The organism is Phyllobacterium ifriqiyense (assembly GCF_030817885.1).
GTDB classification, from domain to species: Bacteria; Pseudomonadota; Alphaproteobacteria; order Rhizobiales; family Rhizobiaceae; genus Phyllobacterium; species Phyllobacterium ifriqiyense.
Genome location: NZ_JAUSZT010000001.1, coordinates 97,414 through 115,474, shown reverse-complemented (window position 1 = coordinate 115,474; position 18,061 = coordinate 97,414). Strand labels below are relative to the sequence as shown.

The 18,061-nt window shown below is 52.1% G+C and carries 15 protein-coding genes and 1 pseudogene; 5 read left to right on the top strand and 11 right to left on the bottom strand.

Annotated features, from left to right (window positions below; genetic code table 11):
- Window positions 1-42: 42 nt before the first annotated feature.
- From QFZ34_RS00515 to QFZ34_RS00505, 3 genes are all read right to left on the bottom strand, one after another.
- Window positions 43-1,395, bottom strand: coding sequence for an SLC13 family permease (locus QFZ34_RS00515; protein WP_307275441.1), 1,353 nt, complete (start codon window positions 1,393-1,395; stop codon window positions 43-45).
- Between the two features lie 146 nt (window positions 1,396-1,541).
- Window positions 1,542-3,068, bottom strand: a complete 1,527-nt coding sequence (locus QFZ34_RS00510; protein ID WP_307275437.1) for a malonate--CoA ligase — start codon at window positions 3,066-3,068, stop codon at window positions 1,542-1,544.
- A 24-nt stretch (window positions 3,069-3,092) separates the two neighbouring features.
- Complete coding sequence (locus QFZ34_RS00505) at window positions 3,093-4,478, bottom strand: malonyl-CoA decarboxylase (protein ID WP_307275434.1); 1,386 nt, start codon at window positions 4,476-4,478, stop codon at window positions 3,093-3,095.
- 189 nt (window positions 4,479-4,667) lie between these two features.
- On the opposite strand from QFZ34_RS00505, the gene QFZ34_RS00500 reads away from it, so the two are divergent.
- The gene (locus QFZ34_RS00500; RefSeq protein WP_307275430.1) at window positions 4,668-5,333 is read left to right on the top strand and encodes a GntR family transcriptional regulator; all 666 of its coding nucleotides are present in this window, start codon (window positions 4,668-4,670) and stop codon (window positions 5,331-5,333) included.
- A 9-nt stretch (window positions 5,334-5,342) separates the two neighbouring features.
- Here the strand turns inward: QFZ34_RS00500 and QFZ34_RS00495 are convergent, their stop codons facing one another.
- From QFZ34_RS00495 to rfbA, 7 genes and pseudogenes are all read right to left on the bottom strand, one after another.
- Window positions 5,343-5,672 (bottom strand): hypothetical protein, encoded by a 330-nt coding sequence (locus QFZ34_RS00495; RefSeq protein ID WP_307275428.1) that lies wholly within the window; start codon window positions 5,670-5,672, stop codon window positions 5,343-5,345.
- Window positions 5,673-5,724: 52 nt separating this feature from the next.
- A complete protein-coding gene (locus QFZ34_RS00490; protein WP_307275957.1) occupies window positions 5,725-5,904 on the bottom strand; it encodes a DUF4167 domain-containing protein in 180 nt (59 codons plus the stop codon).
- A gap of 525 nt (window positions 5,905-6,429) precedes the next feature.
- Window positions 6,430-10,035 carry a hydantoinase B/oxoprolinase family protein gene (locus QFZ34_RS00485; RefSeq protein ID WP_307275426.1) on the bottom strand — a complete coding sequence of 1,202 codons (3,606 nt, stop codon included), beginning with the start codon at window positions 10,033-10,035 and terminating at the stop codon, window positions 6,430-6,432.
- A 237-nt stretch (window positions 10,036-10,272) separates the two neighbouring features.
- On the bottom strand, window positions 10,273-11,169 hold the full coding sequence (gene rfbD / locus QFZ34_RS00480) for a dTDP-4-dehydrorhamnose reductase (protein WP_307275423.1): 897 nt from the start codon (window positions 11,167-11,169) through the stop codon (window positions 10,273-10,275).
- Window positions 11,166-12,240, bottom strand: a pseudogene (gene rfbB / locus QFZ34_RS00475) (dTDP-glucose 4,6-dehydratase). Before rfbB ends, rfbD begins: the two are co-directional and overlap by 4 nt.
- Window positions 12,241-12,255: 15 nt before the next feature.
- Window positions 12,256-12,810 carry a dTDP-4-dehydrorhamnose 3,5-epimerase gene (gene rfbC / locus QFZ34_RS00470; RefSeq protein WP_162802525.1) on the bottom strand — a complete coding sequence of 185 codons (555 nt, stop codon included), beginning with the start codon at window positions 12,808-12,810 and terminating at the stop codon, window positions 12,256-12,258.
- Window positions 12,810-13,688 carry a glucose-1-phosphate thymidylyltransferase RfbA gene (gene rfbA, locus QFZ34_RS00465; protein ID WP_307275420.1) on the bottom strand — a complete coding sequence of 293 codons (879 nt, stop codon included), beginning with the start codon at window positions 13,686-13,688 and terminating at the stop codon, window positions 12,810-12,812. Before rfbA ends, rfbC begins: the two co-directional genes overlap by 1 nt.
- Before the next feature lie 169 nt (window positions 13,689-13,857).
- Between rfbA and QFZ34_RS00460 the strand changes: the two genes are divergently transcribed.
- The 4 genes from QFZ34_RS00460 (at window position 13,858) to QFZ34_RS00445 (ending at window position 17,162) form a co-directional block, all read left to right on the top strand.
- Complete coding sequence (locus QFZ34_RS00460) at window positions 13,858-14,766, top strand: glycosyltransferase family 2 protein (protein WP_307275418.1); 909 nt, start codon at window positions 13,858-13,860, stop codon at window positions 14,764-14,766.
- A complete protein-coding gene (locus tag QFZ34_RS00455; protein ID WP_307275415.1) occupies window positions 14,766-15,590 on the top strand; it encodes a glycosyltransferase in 825 nt (274 codons plus the stop codon). Before QFZ34_RS00460 ends, QFZ34_RS00455 begins: the two co-directional genes overlap by 1 nt.
- Window positions 15,591-15,913: 323 nt before the next feature.
- On the top strand, window positions 15,914-16,435 hold the full coding sequence (locus QFZ34_RS00450) for a DUF992 domain-containing protein (RefSeq protein WP_115053430.1): 522 nt from the start codon (window positions 15,914-15,916) through the stop codon (window positions 16,433-16,435).
- A 172-nt stretch (window positions 16,436-16,607) separates the two neighbouring features.
- Window positions 16,608-17,162 carry a DUF922 domain-containing Zn-dependent protease gene (locus QFZ34_RS00445; RefSeq protein ID WP_307275954.1) on the top strand — a complete coding sequence of 185 codons (555 nt, stop codon included), beginning with the start codon at window positions 16,608-16,610 and terminating at the stop codon, window positions 17,160-17,162.
- Between the two features lie 54 nt (window positions 17,163-17,216).
- Here QFZ34_RS00445 and QFZ34_RS00440 read toward each other — a convergent pair whose 3' ends face one another.
- Window positions 17,217-17,975, bottom strand: a complete 759-nt coding sequence (locus QFZ34_RS00440; protein WP_115053432.1) for an ABC transporter substrate-binding protein — start codon at window positions 17,973-17,975, stop codon at window positions 17,217-17,219.
- Window positions 17,976-18,061: the final 86 nt, after the last annotated feature.

The following is an 18,061-nucleotide window of genomic DNA, read 5'->3' as shown; positions in this document are numbered from 1 at the left end:
TCTATCAGGCCGTTGCGGCCTGATAGAGCATTATATTACGCGTTACACAGCGCCAGGAACGACGAGAACGAGCCAGGCGATGACAGGGCCGATAATGGCAATGAGCGCGCTGTAGATCAGAAGTTTACGCAGAACATTTTCACGCTCGGCCTCTGGAGCATTGGCTACGACCAGAGCGCCATTTGTTGAAAATGGGCTCGTATCCACAATCGTCGTCGAGATCGCGATTGCCGCAACCACGCCAATGGCGCTGATGTGACCTTGCATCAAAAATGGCACAGCCAGCGGAATGATGGCGCCAAGCAGGGCTGTTGAGGACGCAAAGGCGGAGACGATTGCGCCCGTAAAGCACAATAATAGCGCTGCAAGAAGCGGCATGCCTAAGCTCGAAATGCCTGACGCAACGTAATCCACCGTTCCCGCCTTTTGAAGCACCCCGACATAGGTGATGATACCTGCGATCAACAGCACCGTTGACCAGCTCACTTTATCAATCGCAGCTTTTTGCGTCTTCGGTGATAACAGAGCCAAGGCAACCGCCACAGTCATTGCGACCAGTCCAACATTGAATTTGAAGACAAGAGCGCCGATGGCGAGAGCTGTCAGACCCACCAGTGTCATAAGGCGCTCGCTTGTGAGGCCTTCGCTTGACGGAATATGTGCACCGGAAGGCGAAACATCACTGCGGTGATAGGCAGGAGAAGCAGGCGTGCCGCCATGGCCAACAATGGCGCGTGATACGCCGGCTGTATGTGTATCAGGATCTGGACCTGTAGCCGTTGCATGTTCACGCAGGCTTTTCCAACCACCAAAGACAAAGAAGACGACAACGGCAATCGCCAGGTTGAAAAACAGGCTGGACAGGAACAACGAGGTTGGACCATAGGGCAAACCAGCCTTTTCAACGATCTGATTGGTTATGCCGCCATAGACGCTGATGGGGGAGAAGCCACCACCCTGCGCGCCATGAATGACCATCAATCCCATCATGACCGGACTGATGCGGTATTGCGTGGCAAAGCGCAAAGCGACTGGCGCAAGAATGGCAACCGCCGCCGGTCCGAGTGCTCCAAACCCGGTGATGATCGCAGCGACCAGGAACATCACCCACGGTATCAGCGCCATATGTCCACGCACCATGCGGACGGCCTGCTCGACCAGCCAATCTATGGTTCCGTTGTTCTGGGCAATGGCAAACAGATAGGTGATGCCCACAAGCGTGAGAAACAAATCGCTCGGAAAGCCGGCAAAGATGTCATTGGGAGTCATCCCCATGATCAGCGAGCCGACGATAAATGCGGCGGCAAAGGCCAGCGCGCCCATATTGATCGGCAATATCGTTGCAATAACGAACATCCCGATCAGGACAAGAATAGATAGAATCTCAATGTTCACAGCAATATCCTCCCTCTATGACGCACCGCTGGTGAGCCATATTTTCATCGTTGTTTTGGCGTGAGCTCCCCCCGACGCCTTTGAGTCAATTCCCGGAAAAGTTTCAGCGGTTTTCCAGGCGGAATTGCATAAAATAACTAGGTCAATCAGGCATTGGTCCGAGCCGCATAGAGATCGCTATATTGCTCGCGCAGAATATTCTTTTGTACTTTGCCCATGGTATTGCGCGGTAGATCCTCGACAAAGATGATCTGCTTTGGCTGCTTGTAACGGGCAAGGCGATCCTTCAGGGCATCAAAGATTGTTTGCTCGTCAATCGTGGCGTTCGCGCGTTTGACGACAATGGCCGTCACACCTTCGCCGAAGTCTGGATGAGCTATGCCGATAACCGCGCTTTCAACGACGCCGGGAAGCATATCAATCTCGCTCTCGACCTCCTTTGGATAGATATTATATCCGCCCGAAATCACGAGATCTTTGCCGCGGCCAACAATATGAACATATCCCTCAGGATCGATCTTGCCCAAATCGCCCGTGATGAAGAAACCATCATCGCGGAATTCTGACTTGGTCTTTTCCGGCATGCGCCAATAACCTTTAAAGACATTGGGGCCTTTGACTTCGATCATGCCCGTCTCATCCTGGCCAAGCGACACTCCAGTTTCCGGATCGGTAACCCTTATGCTCACGCCCGGGAGCGGGAAGCCAACGGTTCCGGCTATCCTCTTCCCATCATAGGGATTTGACGTGTTCATATTTGTCTCAGTCATTCCATAACGCTCAAGGATGGCTTGACCCGTTCGTTCCTGAAAGGCGCGATGCGTGTCAGCCAAAAGCGGGGCAGAACCGGAAATGAAAAGTCGCATGCCGGCTACCGCGTCGCGGGTCAATCCTTCATTTTGCAGCAGCCGAACATAAAAGGTTGGAACGCCCATCATGGTTGTGGCGCGAGGCATCAGGGACAGGACTTGCGCCGGGTCGAATTTTGGCAGCAGGAACATTGATGCGCCGGAAGTGAGGGTAACGTTGGTGGCAACAAAGAGCCCGTGTGTGTGAAAAATGGGCAATGCGTGGATTAGCCGGTCCTGTGGTGTAAAGCGCCAGAACGCGCGCAAGGCCAGAGCATTCGACAGCAAATTATCATGGGTCAGCATCGCACCCTTGGAGCGTCCTGTGGTGCCGGATGTGTAGAGAATAGCGGCGAGATCGTCGGGGCCCCTTGTTGCATCGATGAAGTCTTCCGGTTCATCTTTTGCAAGGTCAATCAGCGAGCCCTTGCCGTTTTCATCAAGAGTTTCGACCAGTGCATCATATTTTGAAGTAATCGCGGCTATCCCGTCGGCGGCTTTGGGTGAAACGACGACAAGGCGAGGTTCCGCATCACCGATGAAATAGTCCAATTCCGCCAATGTATAAGCGGTGTTGAGCGGCAGATAGACCGCGCCGCAGCGAATGCAGGCCAGATAGAGCATCAAGGCTTCGGCGCTCTTCTCCACCTGAACAGCAACCCGGTCACCGGGACGCACACCAAGCGTATCAATGGCACCGGCAATCTTTCCAGACCACAACAGCATATCGCCATACGTCCAGCACCGGCCATTTTCCGTTTCAATGAAAATAGCGTCTTCGCTTGTGATCGTTCCGCGTATGGCATCGAATAGATGATTGCTCATGCACTCAGTTCCTTGCTGGCTTGTTCATTTTGGATTTGTGCCACTTTTGGCTGGAGCGGAGTTCTTTGCCGGTTTGTCGTGGCGCAGCAGTTTGCGTATGGGTGGTGCTGATACGATCTCATTGCGCTGGGCAAATGCCTCGTGATTGGCTTCAATATCATCAAGCTTGTAGAGATAATTGACCATGAGTCCGTATGCTTGCCGCATTGCCCGATCAGAGCGGTCAGCCAGGAAGTTTATTCGTTCCAGCCGTGCGCCATTGCCAAGATGAAAACGCGACACAGGGTCGAGAGGCCGCCCATCTGGCGTCTTGGCGTTTAAGAAATACCGTGCCGCAAGCGGCAGCAAAATCTCTTTGGCAGCTGTTTCAAGCGCTGGGTCATTCGCCCAGCCTGGCTCGTCCAGTATCTCAAGGGCTTTTTTATCTTCGGTCGTCAGTAATTCGGAGTGCTCGGATTGTTTTTCCTTTGACAGCCAGTTTGCAAATCCCGGCACTGGCGAGAGGGTGACAAAGGTGTCAAGGTTCGGGAAGTCGCGGCGTAAATCTTCAACCACCTGCTTGATCAGGAAATTCCCGAAGGAAATTCCCCGCAATCCAACCTGACAATTGGATATGGAATAGAAAACAGCGGTTTTCGCATCCTGCGCCGGGATAGGTGCGCGCGTTTCATCAAGAACGTCAGATATCGCCTCAGGGATGGTCTTTGTCAGAGCTACTTCGACGAAGATCAAAGGATCATCGGAAAGTTGCGGGTGAAAGAACGCAAAACATCTGCGATCGGCAGGAGCCAGGCGTCGACGCAGTTCATCCCAGTCGCCGATCTCGTGCACCGCTTCATAACGGATGATTTTCTCAAGGATGTGGGCAGGCGTTGACCAATCAACGGGCCGCAAAATCAGGAAGCCACGATTAAACCATGACGCGAATAGATGGGAAAAATCGGCGTCGACTGCCTCTAGTTCGGGAGTTTTGACCTTGAGGGCCAGCAGGCATTCGCGCATGTTGACGAGTGTGGAAATACCATTAGGCGCGAGATTGAGACGGCGTATCAGCTCTTGTCTGCGCGGCTCGGCGGCCTGATGCAATTCCAGCACAGCGCGTGGCGTGCGGTCTGTCTGGTAGGCTTGAATTGCCGCGTCGAGCTTCGTTTCATCCGGGCCGAACTTTTCGAAAAGCAGCAGCATGAAATCGCGCTGGCCCTTTTCATCCAGTCGTGACCAATGTTGGAGAATTTGCGCGGCCAGTGCCATGCCCGAGGCTTCACCCCGGCTTGTGAGAAGCAATTCGCAGAGACGATCAATATTGGACGATCCGGAAATTAATGGCGTGCGGGGTCCAAAGGACAATAATTTGCGACCCCGGTCGGTTATGGTTTGCAGCATGTCGCTAAAAAAGGATGTGCCACTCATTGGAATTTCCATTGATCGGATTTGTCCTGTTGCAACTCAGATGATCGCATTTGCGTTGCCATCCTTGGCGATGAAGATCGTTTATTTTCATCTCATTGGCGCGGTGTTATATATAAACCTATCGATCTTGTATGAGATGTCAATGTTTTTGTATACAAGATAGCAATTGTTGCATTTTAAGGGGCGGGTATGGCCGAGAACATTGTGCAGGGGCTAAGAGATGAGATCGAAAATGGAATTGTAACCAACCAGTACTCGCCGGGTGAGAGGCTGGATGAAATGCAACTGGCCAAGCGTTTTGGCGTATCCAGAACTCCCGTGCGGGAGGCGTTGATGCAGTTGAGCGCCATTGGTTTGATTGAGATCAGGGCACGCCGCGGCGCTGTTGTCATTGATCCTGCGCCCCACCGCATTTACGAAATGTTCGAGGTTATGGCGGAACTGGAAGGTATGGCAGGGTCTCTCGCCGCACGTCGTCACACGGATGCGGATCGCGAGGAATTGCTGGCCGCTCATGCCAAATGCGAACGATCAGCCAATGCAGAAGACAGCGATACCTATTACTACGACAATGAGCTTTTTCATCACGCCGTTTACGCGGCCAGTCATAGCGGTTTTCTGATTGAGCAATGCACGGCGCTTCATCGCCGTCTGCGTCCTTATCGCCGTCTGCAGTTGCGGGTCCGTAACCGCATGAAGACTTCCTTTAGTGAGCACGCAGCTATCGTGGACGCGATCTTGTCGGGCGAGCCGGAAGTCGCGCGCAACCTTCTACGTCAGCATATTGCCGTGCAGGGCGATCGTTTCAGCGATCTTGTTGCAACACTTGCTCAACGTGGCGCGGAACGGCAATAGTTTGAGGCGTTAAGCTTCAGAACCCGATTTTGCCGAAAGTTCAGCTGCAACTTTCAGCACCAGTTCTTCAGGAATCGCAACTGTAATATCCTCAACGTCATCGACAGTCTCCGTATCGGCGATCCGAATTGGGTTATGCGTTCGAGACAGCGTTGTGATCAGTAGGCGGGGGATTGCGGGAATCAAGTACCGCTTGACGCATTCAACCAGTACGGCGCGCTTGTCTGGCGCGAACTTGCCCAGCTTTTCCTGCAAGAGATGGCCGAACATATTGCCATCGGCAAATCCCCGCTTGCTGGCGAGGTCGAAAGCGTGAAGTCTGTATTCAATGTGAGTCATTGGATTTTCCTTCAAAACTTTTCTTTAGCTACCATGGCATAAAGCCATGACCTTAATGAGACGGATGCGCGTGATTTTTGAGAATCCGAAAATAATGTTCCGCGTGCTGATAAAAATTCTCTGCGTCCACGAGATTTCCCGAGCGCGCCGCGGCCTGAGCCTGGCTGAGATAGCTTTCATAACTCAGCTTTGGGCTTTGATTATGGGAGCTTTGGTTGCGGGGGAGAGGCACCTGCGAACGGCGCTTGCCCGGTGATTTGGTTGAGTTCTTGTCGATTTTATTGCTGAGCCGTTTGCGGCCCACTCCTGATTGGTATTATCTGGTTTTTTCGCCAACCGAGCGATCAATCGATCTGCTCGGCGACAATCCGGCGGAGCTCTTCCCGGGTAAATCCCGATGATTGATGCTCGTATTGATGGTCCGGCGATTTTGATTTTATAGAGTCTCGATAAATGTCCGGCCGTTTATATACGGATGACTTGTCATGTTTTTCGATAATGATGTGCATTTTAATCCATTGGCCACGCAGAAAAACTCCGCGGCTTTATGTGTTGAAATATGCCGATGTGAATATTCCGGATCGCCATTAAGGATGACAATGGCCATCAGCGATCCTGGAAGTTACCCGCGCTCCGTTGAGCTGCGGTATTGCCCGGTTAATCGGGTCGACGAAACATATATGGGGGCTGCTGAAAATTTATCAAGAGCACGCTCCAGCGGACGCGCCGCTGGAGCACTGGTCAGGCGTGTCCGGCCTTACTTCTTTCCAAACCCGCCGCCGGTCGGCGTCGTGACAATGAAAGCCTCTCCCGCCTCAAGAACCGTATGAGCGCAGCCGCCAAGCATTTCGATCTGCCCATTATTCCGGCGCACGGCATTGGCACCAAGCTGGCCGGGTTCACCGCCATTCAGGCCAAAGGGCGCAATGCGCCGGTGTCCGGAAAGTATCGCAAAATCCAGTTTTCTTTGCGCTCGAATGGTCCGTTTTGTGCCATTGCCCGCAGACCATTTTCCTTTGCCGCCTGAATCTGCACGGATGTGAAAATCCTCAAGCACAACAGGGAAGCGGGTTTCCAGAATTTCCGGATCTGTCAGGCGCGAATTTGTCATGTGGGTGTGAATTGCATCCGCACCATTGTAACCGGGCCCAGCCGGCGCGCCGGAACATATGGTTTCGTAATACTGGTATTCGTCATTGCCAAAAGTAAGGTTGTTCATTGTGCCTTGCGCTGCTGCTTGCGCGCCCACAGCACCAAACAGGCAATTCGTTACGGCTTGGCTGACCTCTACATTGCCTGCAACAACCGCAGCAGGGTATTCAGGCGAGAGCATTGTGCCGTCTGGAACAATGATACGGATCGGGCGCAGGCATCCGGCATTCATGGGAATGTTGCTTTGTACAAGCGTGCGGAAAACATAAAGCACAGCAGCGCGTGTAACAGGGCGGGGGGCGTTGAAATTGTCAGCCCTCTGGTTTGAGGTGCCGGTAAAATCGACAGTTACTTCACGCGCTGATTTGTCGACAGAGATGCTGACGACAATGCTGCATCCTTGATCCATCTCATAGGTGAATTTACCATCCTGAAGCTGGTCCAGGACGCGGCGAACACTTTCCGCCGCATTGTCTTGCACATGGCCCATATAGGCCTCAACCACATCCTCGCCGAAATGGGCGATCATTTTGCGAAGTTCGGCCACACCCTTTTCATTGGCTGCCACCTGGGCTTTCAGGTCATTGACGTTTTGCAGCAGTGTGCGCACGGGATATTTGGCGCCCGTCAAGAGTTCCGCCAGTTCATCTTCGCAGAATCGTCCTTGATCCAGAAGTTTGAAGTTGTCGATATAGACGCCTTCCTCTTCGATCGTCGTCGCCAAGGGGGACATGGAGCCCGGCGCGATACCACCAATGTCGGCATGATGTCCGCGGCTTGCTACCCAGAAACGGATCGTCTTGCCTGTATCGTCAAAAACCGGTGTGCACACCGTCAGATCGGGAAGATGCGTGCCGCCATTATAGGGCGCGTTAATAAGGAAAACATCGCCTGGACGGATTACGGGATTTTCACGGATTGCTGCTGCTACAGAAGCATCCATTGAGCCCAGGTGCACGGGCATATGCGGGGCATTGGCAACCAGATTGCCTTCCGCATCGAAAACAGCGCAGGAGAAATCCAGCCGCTCTTTGATATTAACCGAATAGGCGGTGTTTTGCAGCGTCACGCCCATCTGTTCTGCAATCGACATGAACAGATTGTTGAATATTTCCAACATCACCGGATCTGCCTTTGTCCCGATAGCAGCCTGACTGGGCAATGCTTTGATGCGATTAAGAACAATATGGTTCTTTGCTGTCAGTTGGGCCTGCCAGCCATCTTCGATGATGATCGTCTGGTTTGGTTCGATGATGATCGCAGGGCCTGTCAACTGCTGGCCCGGCTTCATCGCATCACGCAAGATCACGGGCGCATCATAGGCTTTGCCTTGCGAGAATATGCGATTATGTCTGATCGCTTGGGGTTCGCCTGTCGCTTGAAGTTCGACACTCTTTTCAGTTTGTTCGCTACCGCCGCCGACAGTTTCAACCTCAACAGCCTCAATAAAAAGGGCCTTGTTTTCAGCAACGAAACCGAAGCGGCGTTTGTGCAGAATCTCGAATTCCCGGCGCAGCCGTGTTATGTTGTCAGAAGCGGGATAAGTCGCCTCTACACTGAGCACTGTATCCGTACCGGCATAGCGAATATGGGCTCGAACAAAACTGGTGATCGCATCACGCGAAATCCCTTGTGCCTGAAGCTCCGCAACGCATTCGTTTTCCAATTCCCGGCCCATCTCCGCAAGTTGGGCAGGGGCATTTTCATCCAATGATATGCCCAACGCCTTTTGCCGCGTCGCTCTTATATCGGCAAGGCCCATCCCATAAGCCGAGAGCAAGCCCGACATGGGGTGCACGAGAATACTCTTCATGCCGAGCGCATCGGCAACAAGGCAGGCATGCTGGCCGCCTGCACCGCCAAAACAGCTCAAGGCATAGCGTGTCACATCATATCCACGCTGTACTGAAATCTTCTTGATCGCCTCTACCATATTGGCGACAGCAATCCGTATGAAGCCGTCTGCCACGTCTTCCACGCTTCGCCCATCGCCAATCTTCTCAGCAAGTTGCGCAAAGCCACGGCGTACGACTTCAATATCGAGAGATTCATTTTGTCCCGGACCAAAGATCGGCGGGAAAAATTCAGGGATGAGTTTGCCGACCATGACATTTGCATCTGTGACTGCCAGCGGGCCGCCATTGCGATAGCAGGCGGGGCCGGGATTGGCACCTGCCGAATCCGGCCCGACGCTGAAGCGGCCATTATCGAAGTGCAGAATGGAACCACCGCCTGCGGCCACGGTGTGAATGAGCATCATCGGAGCGCGCACTCTCACGCCCGCGACTTCCGTTTCAAAGGCTCTTTCATATATGCCATCATAATGCGCCACATCGGTGGATGTGCCGCCCATGTCAAAGCCGATGACATTGCCAAAGCCTGCCTCCATGCCAGTTCTGGCAAGGCCCACAACGCCGCCTGCGGGTCCAGATAGAATGGCATCCTTGCCCTGAAACATATCGGCAGCAGTCAATCCGCCGGACGACATCATGAACATGACACGCGCACCGGTACGGGCCACATCAAGCTCTCTGGAAACCTGTTCCACGTAGCGCCGCAAAACGGGGGAAAGATAGGCATCGATAACCGTTGTATCGCCGCGTCCAACCAGCTTGATCAAGGGCGAGACTTCGTGACTGACCGACACCTGCGAGAAGCCGAGATCCCGGGCAATTGCCGCAACCGCTGCTTCATGTTCTGGGAATTTGTAGGCATGCATGAAGGCAATGGCGAGCGCGTCATATCCCTCGTCCTTCAATAAGTTCAAAGCTTTATGGACTTGATCCATATTGAGTGGAACTTCGACCGTCCCGTCGGCAAGCACGCGCTCATCAATTTCCAAAACCTGGTCATACAGCGCTTCGGCCTTGATGATTTCGGTTGCAAAGATATTCTTGCGTTCCTGATAGCCGATGCGTAACGCGTCTCTGAAACCTTTGGTCGTTACCAGTGCCAGACGCTCGCCTTTGCGCTCCAGCAGGGCATTCGTTGCGACGGTGGTGCCCATGCGAACTTCGCCAATAAGCCCCGCCGGAATGGCGTCATTTGGTTCCAGTCCCAGATGCTGTCGAATGCCATGCACCGCTGCATCGCTATAAGCTGCCGGATTTTCGGAAAGAACCTTTTTGGCATGCAGCGTTCCTGCCGGGTCACGACCGATCACGTCAGTAAAGGTGCCGCCACGATCTATCCAGAAATCCCAGCTACTCATGTGTATTTCCTCTGTTCGAATGCATGGCTGCCAATACGGACAACTACATTGATAATATATAGATAAAATGACGATATAAAATTGTTAAGTTGGAGGCAAGCACAATGACACTCGCCCATGGCCTGAGTCATGGGCGTGCAAAAAACGGGAATGTCTTGCAGAATTGGTGGTCTGGCTCGTCAGCGCAGTCAGAACCGGCTCTAAAGATCAATATTTGCTGCCACGAAGAATGCGAATTCAGCCTTGGCTGTTGTCTGCCAGAATTCTATCGACAACATGTTCCAGCGATTGCGGCCATTCAGGCGCCCGCCAGCCAAAAGTTTCAAAGAAGCGATCAGTCGACAATTGCGAGTTCAAAGGCCGTTTTGCTTTTGTCGGATAATCGGCAGTCGCGATGCCGGCCACATCCGCATAAGGTCCGTTACGCGCCCGGCTATACTCGAAGATTTTTTGAGCAAAACCGCTCCAGTTGGTACTTCCTGTACCAGCCAGATGATAGACGCCAAAACTGTTAAATGAAGGGTCGGTTTGAAGCCGCTCTGCCATATGCAAAATTGCATCGGCTATATCCAGCGCTGAGGTTGGATTTCCCCATTGATCGGAAACGACCGACAACTGGTCACGTGTTTCAGCCAGGCGCAGCATCGTCTTGACGAAGTTTTTGCCAAAGGGGCTATAGACCCATGCGGTCCGTAAAATAAAATGGCGTTTGTTTGCTTGGATAACACCCAACTCACCATTGAGTTTGGTCTGTCCGTAAACGCCTTTTGGTCCAGTTGGGTCTTCTTCTTTGTAAGGTTCTCTGCCTTCGCCTGAAAACACATAATCCGTAGAAAGATGAATAATCGGCGCGTTGATATGTGCTGCCGCCTCCGCAACAGCGGTAGCGCCGGCTGTATTGATCACTGAAGCGAGTTCAGCTTCGTCTTCCGCCTGATCGACAGCCGTGTAAGCGGCGGCAGAAACAACGAGATCCGGCGCAGCGTCCACAATTGCCTGAAATATCGTTTGTGGTTGCGCCAGATCGAGTTTTGGCCGTCCCAGAGCAACAAGCTCAATGGAGGGATGCAAGGCTGCTCTCTCCATCAGGCTGAGAACAACTTGACCCTCGTGCCCTGTGACGACAATTTTCATACTGCACTCTTTGCTGTTGTAGAACCGAGCCGCTCGCCCGCATAACGTTCGCCGCGAATAGGCTGCCACCACCAATCATTGTCCAGATACCATTGAATGGTGCGTTCCAAGCCTGACTGGAACGTTTCTGACGGGGTCCAGCCGAGCTCCCGCTCGATCTTTGATGCATCGATTGCATAACGACGGTCATGGCCCGGCCGGTCGCTGACAAAACTGATCAGGTCCCTGTATCGCCCGCCATTGGCACGCGGCCGCTTCTTGTCAAGTATATCGCAGATCGTTTCAACAACGCTCAAATTCGTTTGTTCGGCTCGGCCTCCGATGTTGTAGCTCTCGCCCGGTTTGCCCTTTGTGACGACGAGTTCGAGCGCGCGCGCATGGTCCTCGACATAAAGCCAATCGCGGACATTTGCTCCTGTGCCATAAATCGGGAGCGACTTACCGTCCAAGGCGTTGAGGATCACCAGCGGGATCAGCTTTTCCGGAAAATGGAACGGACCGTAATTGTTTGAACAATTGGATAGAACGACCGGCAGGCCATAGGTCTCATGCCAAGCGCGGACCAAATGGTCTGATGCAGCCTTTGATGCCGAGTAGGGCGAAGAAGGTGCGTAGGGCGTTTCTTCCGTAAAGATCCCGCTGTCAAAAGGCAGGTCGCCAAAGACCTCATCGGTGGAAATATGGTGGAACCGAAACGCAGATTTGGCTGGCTCCGACAATTCGCGCCAATAGGTCAGCGCTGCATTGAGCATGCGGAACGTACCGATAATGTTTGTTTCGATAAAGGCTGCTGGCCCGTCAATGGAAACGATCGACATGGCTTTCAGCGGCGAGATGCATGATCGCATCTATTTTCTCGTCACGTAAAATACCTAGAATTGTTGCATCATCGCATATATCCGCCTGGATAAAGCTGTAATTTGGGTAGTTCTCGATCTGTCGTAGCGATGCAAGATTTCCAGCATAGGTTAGCTTGTCAACATTCACGACCCGGTTTTGCGGGTTGGCCGCCAGTTGTCTGCAAACTGCAGAACCAATAAAGCCGGCGCCGCCGGTAACTAGAATATTCATGAACCAAATTGCTCCTTAAGGGAAAATATCGGCGCCATCGAGCACAGGGGCGTTTCGATCTTTATCGGACAGTTGTAGGACGGATTTTTCGAAAGGCCATGCCACCCCAATTGACGGATCGTCAAATCGTAGCGACCTATCATGTTCGGGAGAATAGTAATCCGTAACCTTGTAGACCACCTCGGTATTTTCTTCGAGTGTCACAAAGCCATGTGCAAATCCCTTGGGCACCAATATCTGGTTCCACTTCTTTGCAGAGACTTCCAAGGACAGCCACTTCATGAAGGTTGGCGAGCTTTTCCGGATATCTACTACTACATCCAGAATGGACCCTTTGACGACGCGCACAAGCTTGTCTTGAGCGCGTGGCGGTAGCTGATAATGCAATCCGCGCAAGACGCCCTTAGCTGCAGACAAGGAGTGGTTGTCCTGGACGAATTGCAAGGGAATGCCCGCTTCGGCAAAACTTTGCGCATTATACGTTTCTGAAAAAAATCCGCGATCATCACCGAATTTTTTGGGCAGAATTTCCAGAACACCTTCAAGTGCGAGAGGCTTTACTTCGATCATTATTTACCGACCTCTTCAGCTCTGCGGCGCAGATAGGTTGCATATTCGGTTTTGCCCATTTTTGTTGCTCTCTCGAGGACTCGGTCGGCGTCGACCCATCCCCATTCCAACCCTATTTCCTCGGGGCACGCAATCTTGATGCCCTGCCGATGTTCAATCGTTCTCACAAATGACGATGCCTCGTGCAAGCTGTCATGGGTACCGGTATCGAGCCAGGCATATCCCCGGCCCAATTGCTGTACACGCAAATCGCCACGTTCCAGATAGATATTGTTGATACTCGTGATCTCAAGCTCGCCTCGTTCGGATGGCTTGATAGATCTGGCGATGTCGACCACTTCATTATCGTAAAAGTAGAGTCCAGTAACAGCCCAGTTCGATTTTGGCTTTACCGGCTTTTCTTCAATGGAAAGTGCTTTCCCTGTGGCTTTTTCAAACTGCACCACGCCATATCGTTGAGGGTCCTCAACGTGGTAAGCAAAGACAGTGCCCCCCTTGTCACCGCTGGCGGCTTCCTGACAAAGCCGCGACAGACCATCGCCAAAATAGATATTATCGCCAAGGATCATGGCAACGCTGTCATTGCCGATAAACTCACGTCCGATAATAAATGCTTCTGCCAAACCGTTTGGTTGCGGCTGTTCAGCATAAGAGAAGCTGACGCCAAAATCTGACCCATCGCCCAATAATTTTTGAAAGAGCGGCAGATCATGCGGCGTCGAGATGATGAGAATTTCCCGTATACCCGCAAGCATCAACACGCTTAGCGGGTAATAAATCATGGGCTTGTCATAGATTGGCAACATTTGCTTGGAGACGGCAATCGTCAATGGATAAAGGCGTGTGCCACTTCCGCCTGCCAGAATAATGCCCTTCATTCAACGTTTCCTTATTACCATCGTGACAACCGGAACTCGATTGCATTTGTCGCAGACATTTGGCGGCAAGAGAAACACATGTCAATCTTCATAAGTGTTTTGGTTTTCCTTGCAACGCGCTATCTGCTAGCTAACCCGTCAGTTGAACTTTAAATGGAAGCTTTTAAAAATGCGGGTTGATAACCGGTCTGTCACAGGAATTATCGTTACATATAATCCTGATCTGGATGGCCTGAAGAGCCTGCTTGAGGCAATAATTCCCCAAGTTGGAAAGCTGATCATCGTCGACAATGGCAGTGGAGAAGACGTGGAAAACCGACTGGCTTCGCTGTATCCAATGGTGGATATTGAGAAGCTCGGACAAAATTTTGGAATCGCAAAAGCTCAGAATATCGGTATCGCGAAAGCCCGAGTCCAGGATGCAGCTTACGTGCTTCTGCTTGATCAGGACAGCATCCCCGCAGGAGATATGGTTGCCAGGCTTTTGAACGCCGCTGAGGCGCAATTGGCGAAAAATCTTCGAGTGGCGTGTGTCGGACCTCGATATGAGGACCCACGGCAGAAAAATCCTCCGCCCTTCATCAAAGTGACGGGCCTGCGGCTTGAACGGCAAATCTGTGCGGAGAATGATTCGATAGTGGAGGTGGACTATCTCATTGCTTCCGGCTGCCTCATTCCACTATCGACCCTCGATAGTGTAGGCGGAATGCGGGAAGAACTTTTTATCGACTATGTTGATATTGAATGGGGTTTGCGGGCAAAGCAGATGGGCTATCAATCATATGGCATATGCAGCGCCCATATGAAGCACGATTTGGGCGATAGCCCCGTGCTTTTTCGGGGCAGGCACATACCTGTGCATAGCCCGTTGCGGCATTATTATCATTTCAGAAATGCGATTTGGCTCTATCGCCAAAAATGGCTGCATTTAAATTGGAAAATGGTTGATATGGCCCGTTTGGTACGAAAATTTGTATTCTACAGTCTGATTACAGCCCCTCGCGCAGAACATGCAAAAATGATGACCCTTGGTGTCTGGCATGGTCTAACGGGGAAAATGGGAAAGAAAGTCGGTTAATGGTCGAGAGTGCATATCCCGATGCTGAGACGTATGAACTGACCATTGCCATTGTCATATTCCAGCCCGACCAGGAAACGGTCCTGAAAACCATCCAAAGTCTGCGGCATGCGCTTCAATTCGTTAGTCTAAAGAGGGTCAAGGTTTTCCTTATTGATAATACCCCTGTGATTTCCAGCTATGATTGGTTGTTGGAAACAATGGCGGACTTGTCCTTTGAGATCATAAATGGCCAGGGAAATGTCGGGTTTGGCAGAGCAAACAACATAGTTGCAGATGCCGTTGGCAAATATCATCTAGTGCTTAATCCTGATGTCGAAATGGATCAGGAGGCACTCGCGAATGCAATTGCATTCATGGAGGCTCACGGCGATTGCGGGCTTCTGACTCCACAAGCATTCAACCCTGACGGAACGAGACAATATCTTTGCAAAAGATATCCGACGGTGCTTGATTTACTTCTTCGTGGATTTGCTCCGCGTGGTGTCAAGCAGCTATTCACAGCACGCTTGAATCGCTACGAAATGCGCGATCAAATTGGGGATGCCGTCTTTTGGAACCCGCCCATCATAAGTGGTTGTTTTATGTTCTTCCGCGGCGATGTCTTTCAAAAGACAGGCGGTTTTGATCCTCGTTATCTGCTCTATTTCGAAGATTTCGATATATCGTTGCGAACGGCAAAATTTGCGGAAATCGCTTATGTGCCGACAGTCAGAATTGTCCACGAAGGCGGAAATGCTGCGCGCAAGGGATGGTGGCACATTCGCCAGTTCGCTCGCTCTGCGTTGATATTTTTCTCCACGCATCCGTTGAAACTCATTTAGCGCGGCGCCCGTAATCCCGATTGGAGTGGAGCGTCGTCATGACCCAAATGCCACACCAAGCGAAGATAGATGCACCGCTGCACAGAATGCCTTTAAAATGTCCTAATGGCCGTTGAACTGTGGGCCGTCTGTTATCGCGCCTTCACGTATGGATACGTTTCGTTGCAACCTTTCCGGACTGGAATCGTTGGACCAACGTTCTATCGCCGAGTTTGCGGACGGGACAATCCGGCATGGTGTGCCGGTCAGGATTTAGAGCAACTCCGGAAAAGCGTGCAGCGGTTTTCCGGAATTGCGCGAAATAAATAAGTAAGGAGAGAAGCATGAACAAGACTCTTACAATGGCGCTTGCCGTAGGGTCGCTGGCAATAGCCGGAACAACAATCGCCAAAGCGGCCGATATGCAATTGCCAACATATGAAGAGCAAGATGTGCGCAATGGCGTAAAGATCGGCTATCTCGATTGCTCAATCGGCGGCGGCGTCGGTTATGTGCTTGGTTCAGCCAAGGAAGTTGAGTGTTCGTTCCGGTCCACAATGGGCGGAGAGCGTATCGACAATTACTCGGGCGCCATCAAGAAGCTGGGTGTTGACCTTGGTTTTACCACCCGCAGCCGTCTGATTTGGGCAGTGTTTGCACCAACTGCAGGCTATCATCACGGTTCTTTGAGCGGCCTGTATCGCGGTGCGACAGCTGAAGCCACGGTCGGTGCCGGTATTGGTACGAATGTCCTGTTTGGCGGGACATCGGGTTCCATTCATCTTCAGGCAGTAAGCGTGACCGGCCAGCTCGGTCTCAATGTCGCAGCTACCGGAACATCAATGACGCTGACATCTGTCAACTAATTGCATCTGCCCCGTCCGCAAAGGCGGGCGGGGCACACATTCGGCACTGGTCGAATCGTTACAACTGTGAACATGTTCGAGCTCGTTGCGGGACATCGTTTGCAGCATCAGCGAGGCCGGATTGAAACGACCTATCTCATTTTCTTTCTTGCTGTCATGTCTCCTGGGTTTGATGCCGGGAGCGGCAGCGGCTGAATGGACCGCAACCGAAACTGTCCAGCCCTATGCAATCGCGGGAAAGTCCGGCGCATCGCTCTATGCCTCCATCGGCGAGAGAGGCCCGCAACTGGGCGGCAGAGTCCGCACCATTGCGCATACCAATTTCAAGCTGACATGGACCAGGAAATATGAGCGGCAGGCTGACAATGCTTGCAAACTCGTCTCGGCCCGGCCCAAGCTGATAATCACCTATACGTTACCAAAGCCTTCAGATCGCTTGCCGGATGCGGTGGAAAAAAGCTGGAACGCATTCATCACGGGCGTCAGAAATCATGAACTCGTGCATGGCGAGCAGATCAAGGAAATGGTGCGCGCGATAGAGGCATCGACAATTGGCCTGTCCGTTCCCGACGACCCTGATTGCCAAAAAATCCGGTTGGAAATGCAGCCTCGACTTTCCGCTCTTTCAATAGCCCAGCGCCAGAAAAGCCGCGATTTCGACCGTGATGAAATGAGTGATGGAGGCAATATCCAGCAGCTTATTCTCAAGCTGGTCAACGGACCCTGATCCCGCTGACTGGGGGAAAGAGCCACCCGCTTTCGGGCGGATGGCTCTTGTCTTTTAGTAAATGTCGAAGGGGAAATATTTGGCAACTATTTTCTTATGCGTTCCGTTTGCCACGATGGCATCGATCGCCTTGTTGAATTTCTCCCTCAGCGCGTCGTCACCCTTGCGGATACCGATGCCTGCTTCGGTCTCGGTTCCGGGAACGTCACCCAGCATCTTGCAGCAATCTTTTCCGGCATTATTGAGCCAATCCACGACAACGAATTTGTCTGAGATCAGCGCATCGATACGACCATTTGTCATATCTGCCGCCGCCTCATCCTGCGTGGGATAGAGCTTCACATCCACACCGGCCTTGCCGTAAACATCAGTGGCGTAGATCGCCTGGGTCGTACCAGCCTGTGCGCCAACAGTCTTGTCTTTCAGGTCGGCGATAGCGACGCCCGCCAGGGTGCTGTCGTTTGGAACGGCAACGGCCAGCGGTGTGGTGTAATATTTGTTGGTGAAATCGATCTGTTTTTTACGGTCTTCCGTAATGCTCATTGATGCGATGATGGCATCATATTTTTTAGCCATTAGCCCCGGAATAATGCCGTCCCAATCCTGCGCAACGATTGTGCATTTTGCTTTCATTTCTTCGCACAGCGCATTCGCCATATCGACATCCAGCCCTGCCAGTGTGCCGTCCGCGTTCAAAGTATTGAACGGTGGGTAGGCGCCTTCGGTAGCTATGCGTATGGTGGCTTCTTGAGCGCCTGCAGCCGACGTTAATGCCACGATGACAGCGGCACTGAATAAAAGCAGTTTCTTCATGTTCCATCCTCTGATTTGGCGAAGGTTCAACTCCGCAAGATCAAAGTAATGCAATCACAACGATTAGAAAGCGCTTTCTGCAATTT

Coding starts and splice junctions, on each gene's coding strand:
- QFZ34_RS00510 (WP_307275437.1), bottom strand. CDS start 3,068: ATGAGCAATCATCTATTCGATGCCATACGCGGAACGATCACAAGCGAA.
- QFZ34_RS00505 (WP_307275434.1), bottom strand. CDS start 4,478: ATGAGTGGCACATCCTTTTTTAGCGACATGCTGCAAACCATAACCGAC.
- QFZ34_RS00500 (WP_307275430.1), top strand. CDS start 4,668: ATGGCCGAGAACATTGTGCAGGGGCTAAGAGATGAGATCGAAAATGGA.
- QFZ34_RS00495 (WP_307275428.1), bottom strand. CDS start 5,672: ATGACTCACATTGAATACAGACTTCACGCTTTCGACCTCGCCAGCAAG.
- QFZ34_RS00485 (WP_307275426.1), bottom strand. CDS start 10,035: ATGAGTAGCTGGGATTTCTGGATAGATCGTGGCGGCACCTTTACTGAC.
- rfbD (WP_307275423.1), bottom strand. CDS start 11,169: ATGAAAATTGTCGTCACAGGGCACGAGGGTCAAGTTGTTCTCAGCCTG.
- rfbC (WP_162802525.1), bottom strand. CDS start 12,810: ATGATCGAAGTAAAGCCTCTCGCACTTGAAGGTGTTCTGGAAATTCTG.
- rfbA (WP_307275420.1), bottom strand. CDS start 13,688: ATGAAGGGCATTATTCTGGCAGGCGGAAGTGGCACACGCCTTTATCCA.
- QFZ34_RS00460 (WP_307275418.1), top strand. CDS start 13,858: ATGCGGGTTGATAACCGGTCTGTCACAGGAATTATCGTTACATATAAT.
- QFZ34_RS00455 (WP_307275415.1), top strand. CDS start 14,766: ATGGTCGAGAGTGCATATCCCGATGCTGAGACGTATGAACTGACCATT.
- QFZ34_RS00450 (WP_115053430.1), top strand. CDS start 15,914: ATGAACAAGACTCTTACAATGGCGCTTGCCGTAGGGTCGCTGGCAATA.
- QFZ34_RS00445 (WP_307275954.1), top strand. CDS start 16,608: ATGCCGGGAGCGGCAGCGGCTGAATGGACCGCAACCGAAACTGTCCAG.
- QFZ34_RS00440 (WP_115053432.1), bottom strand. CDS start 17,975: ATGAAGAAACTGCTTTTATTCAGTGCCGCTGTCATCGTGGCATTAACG.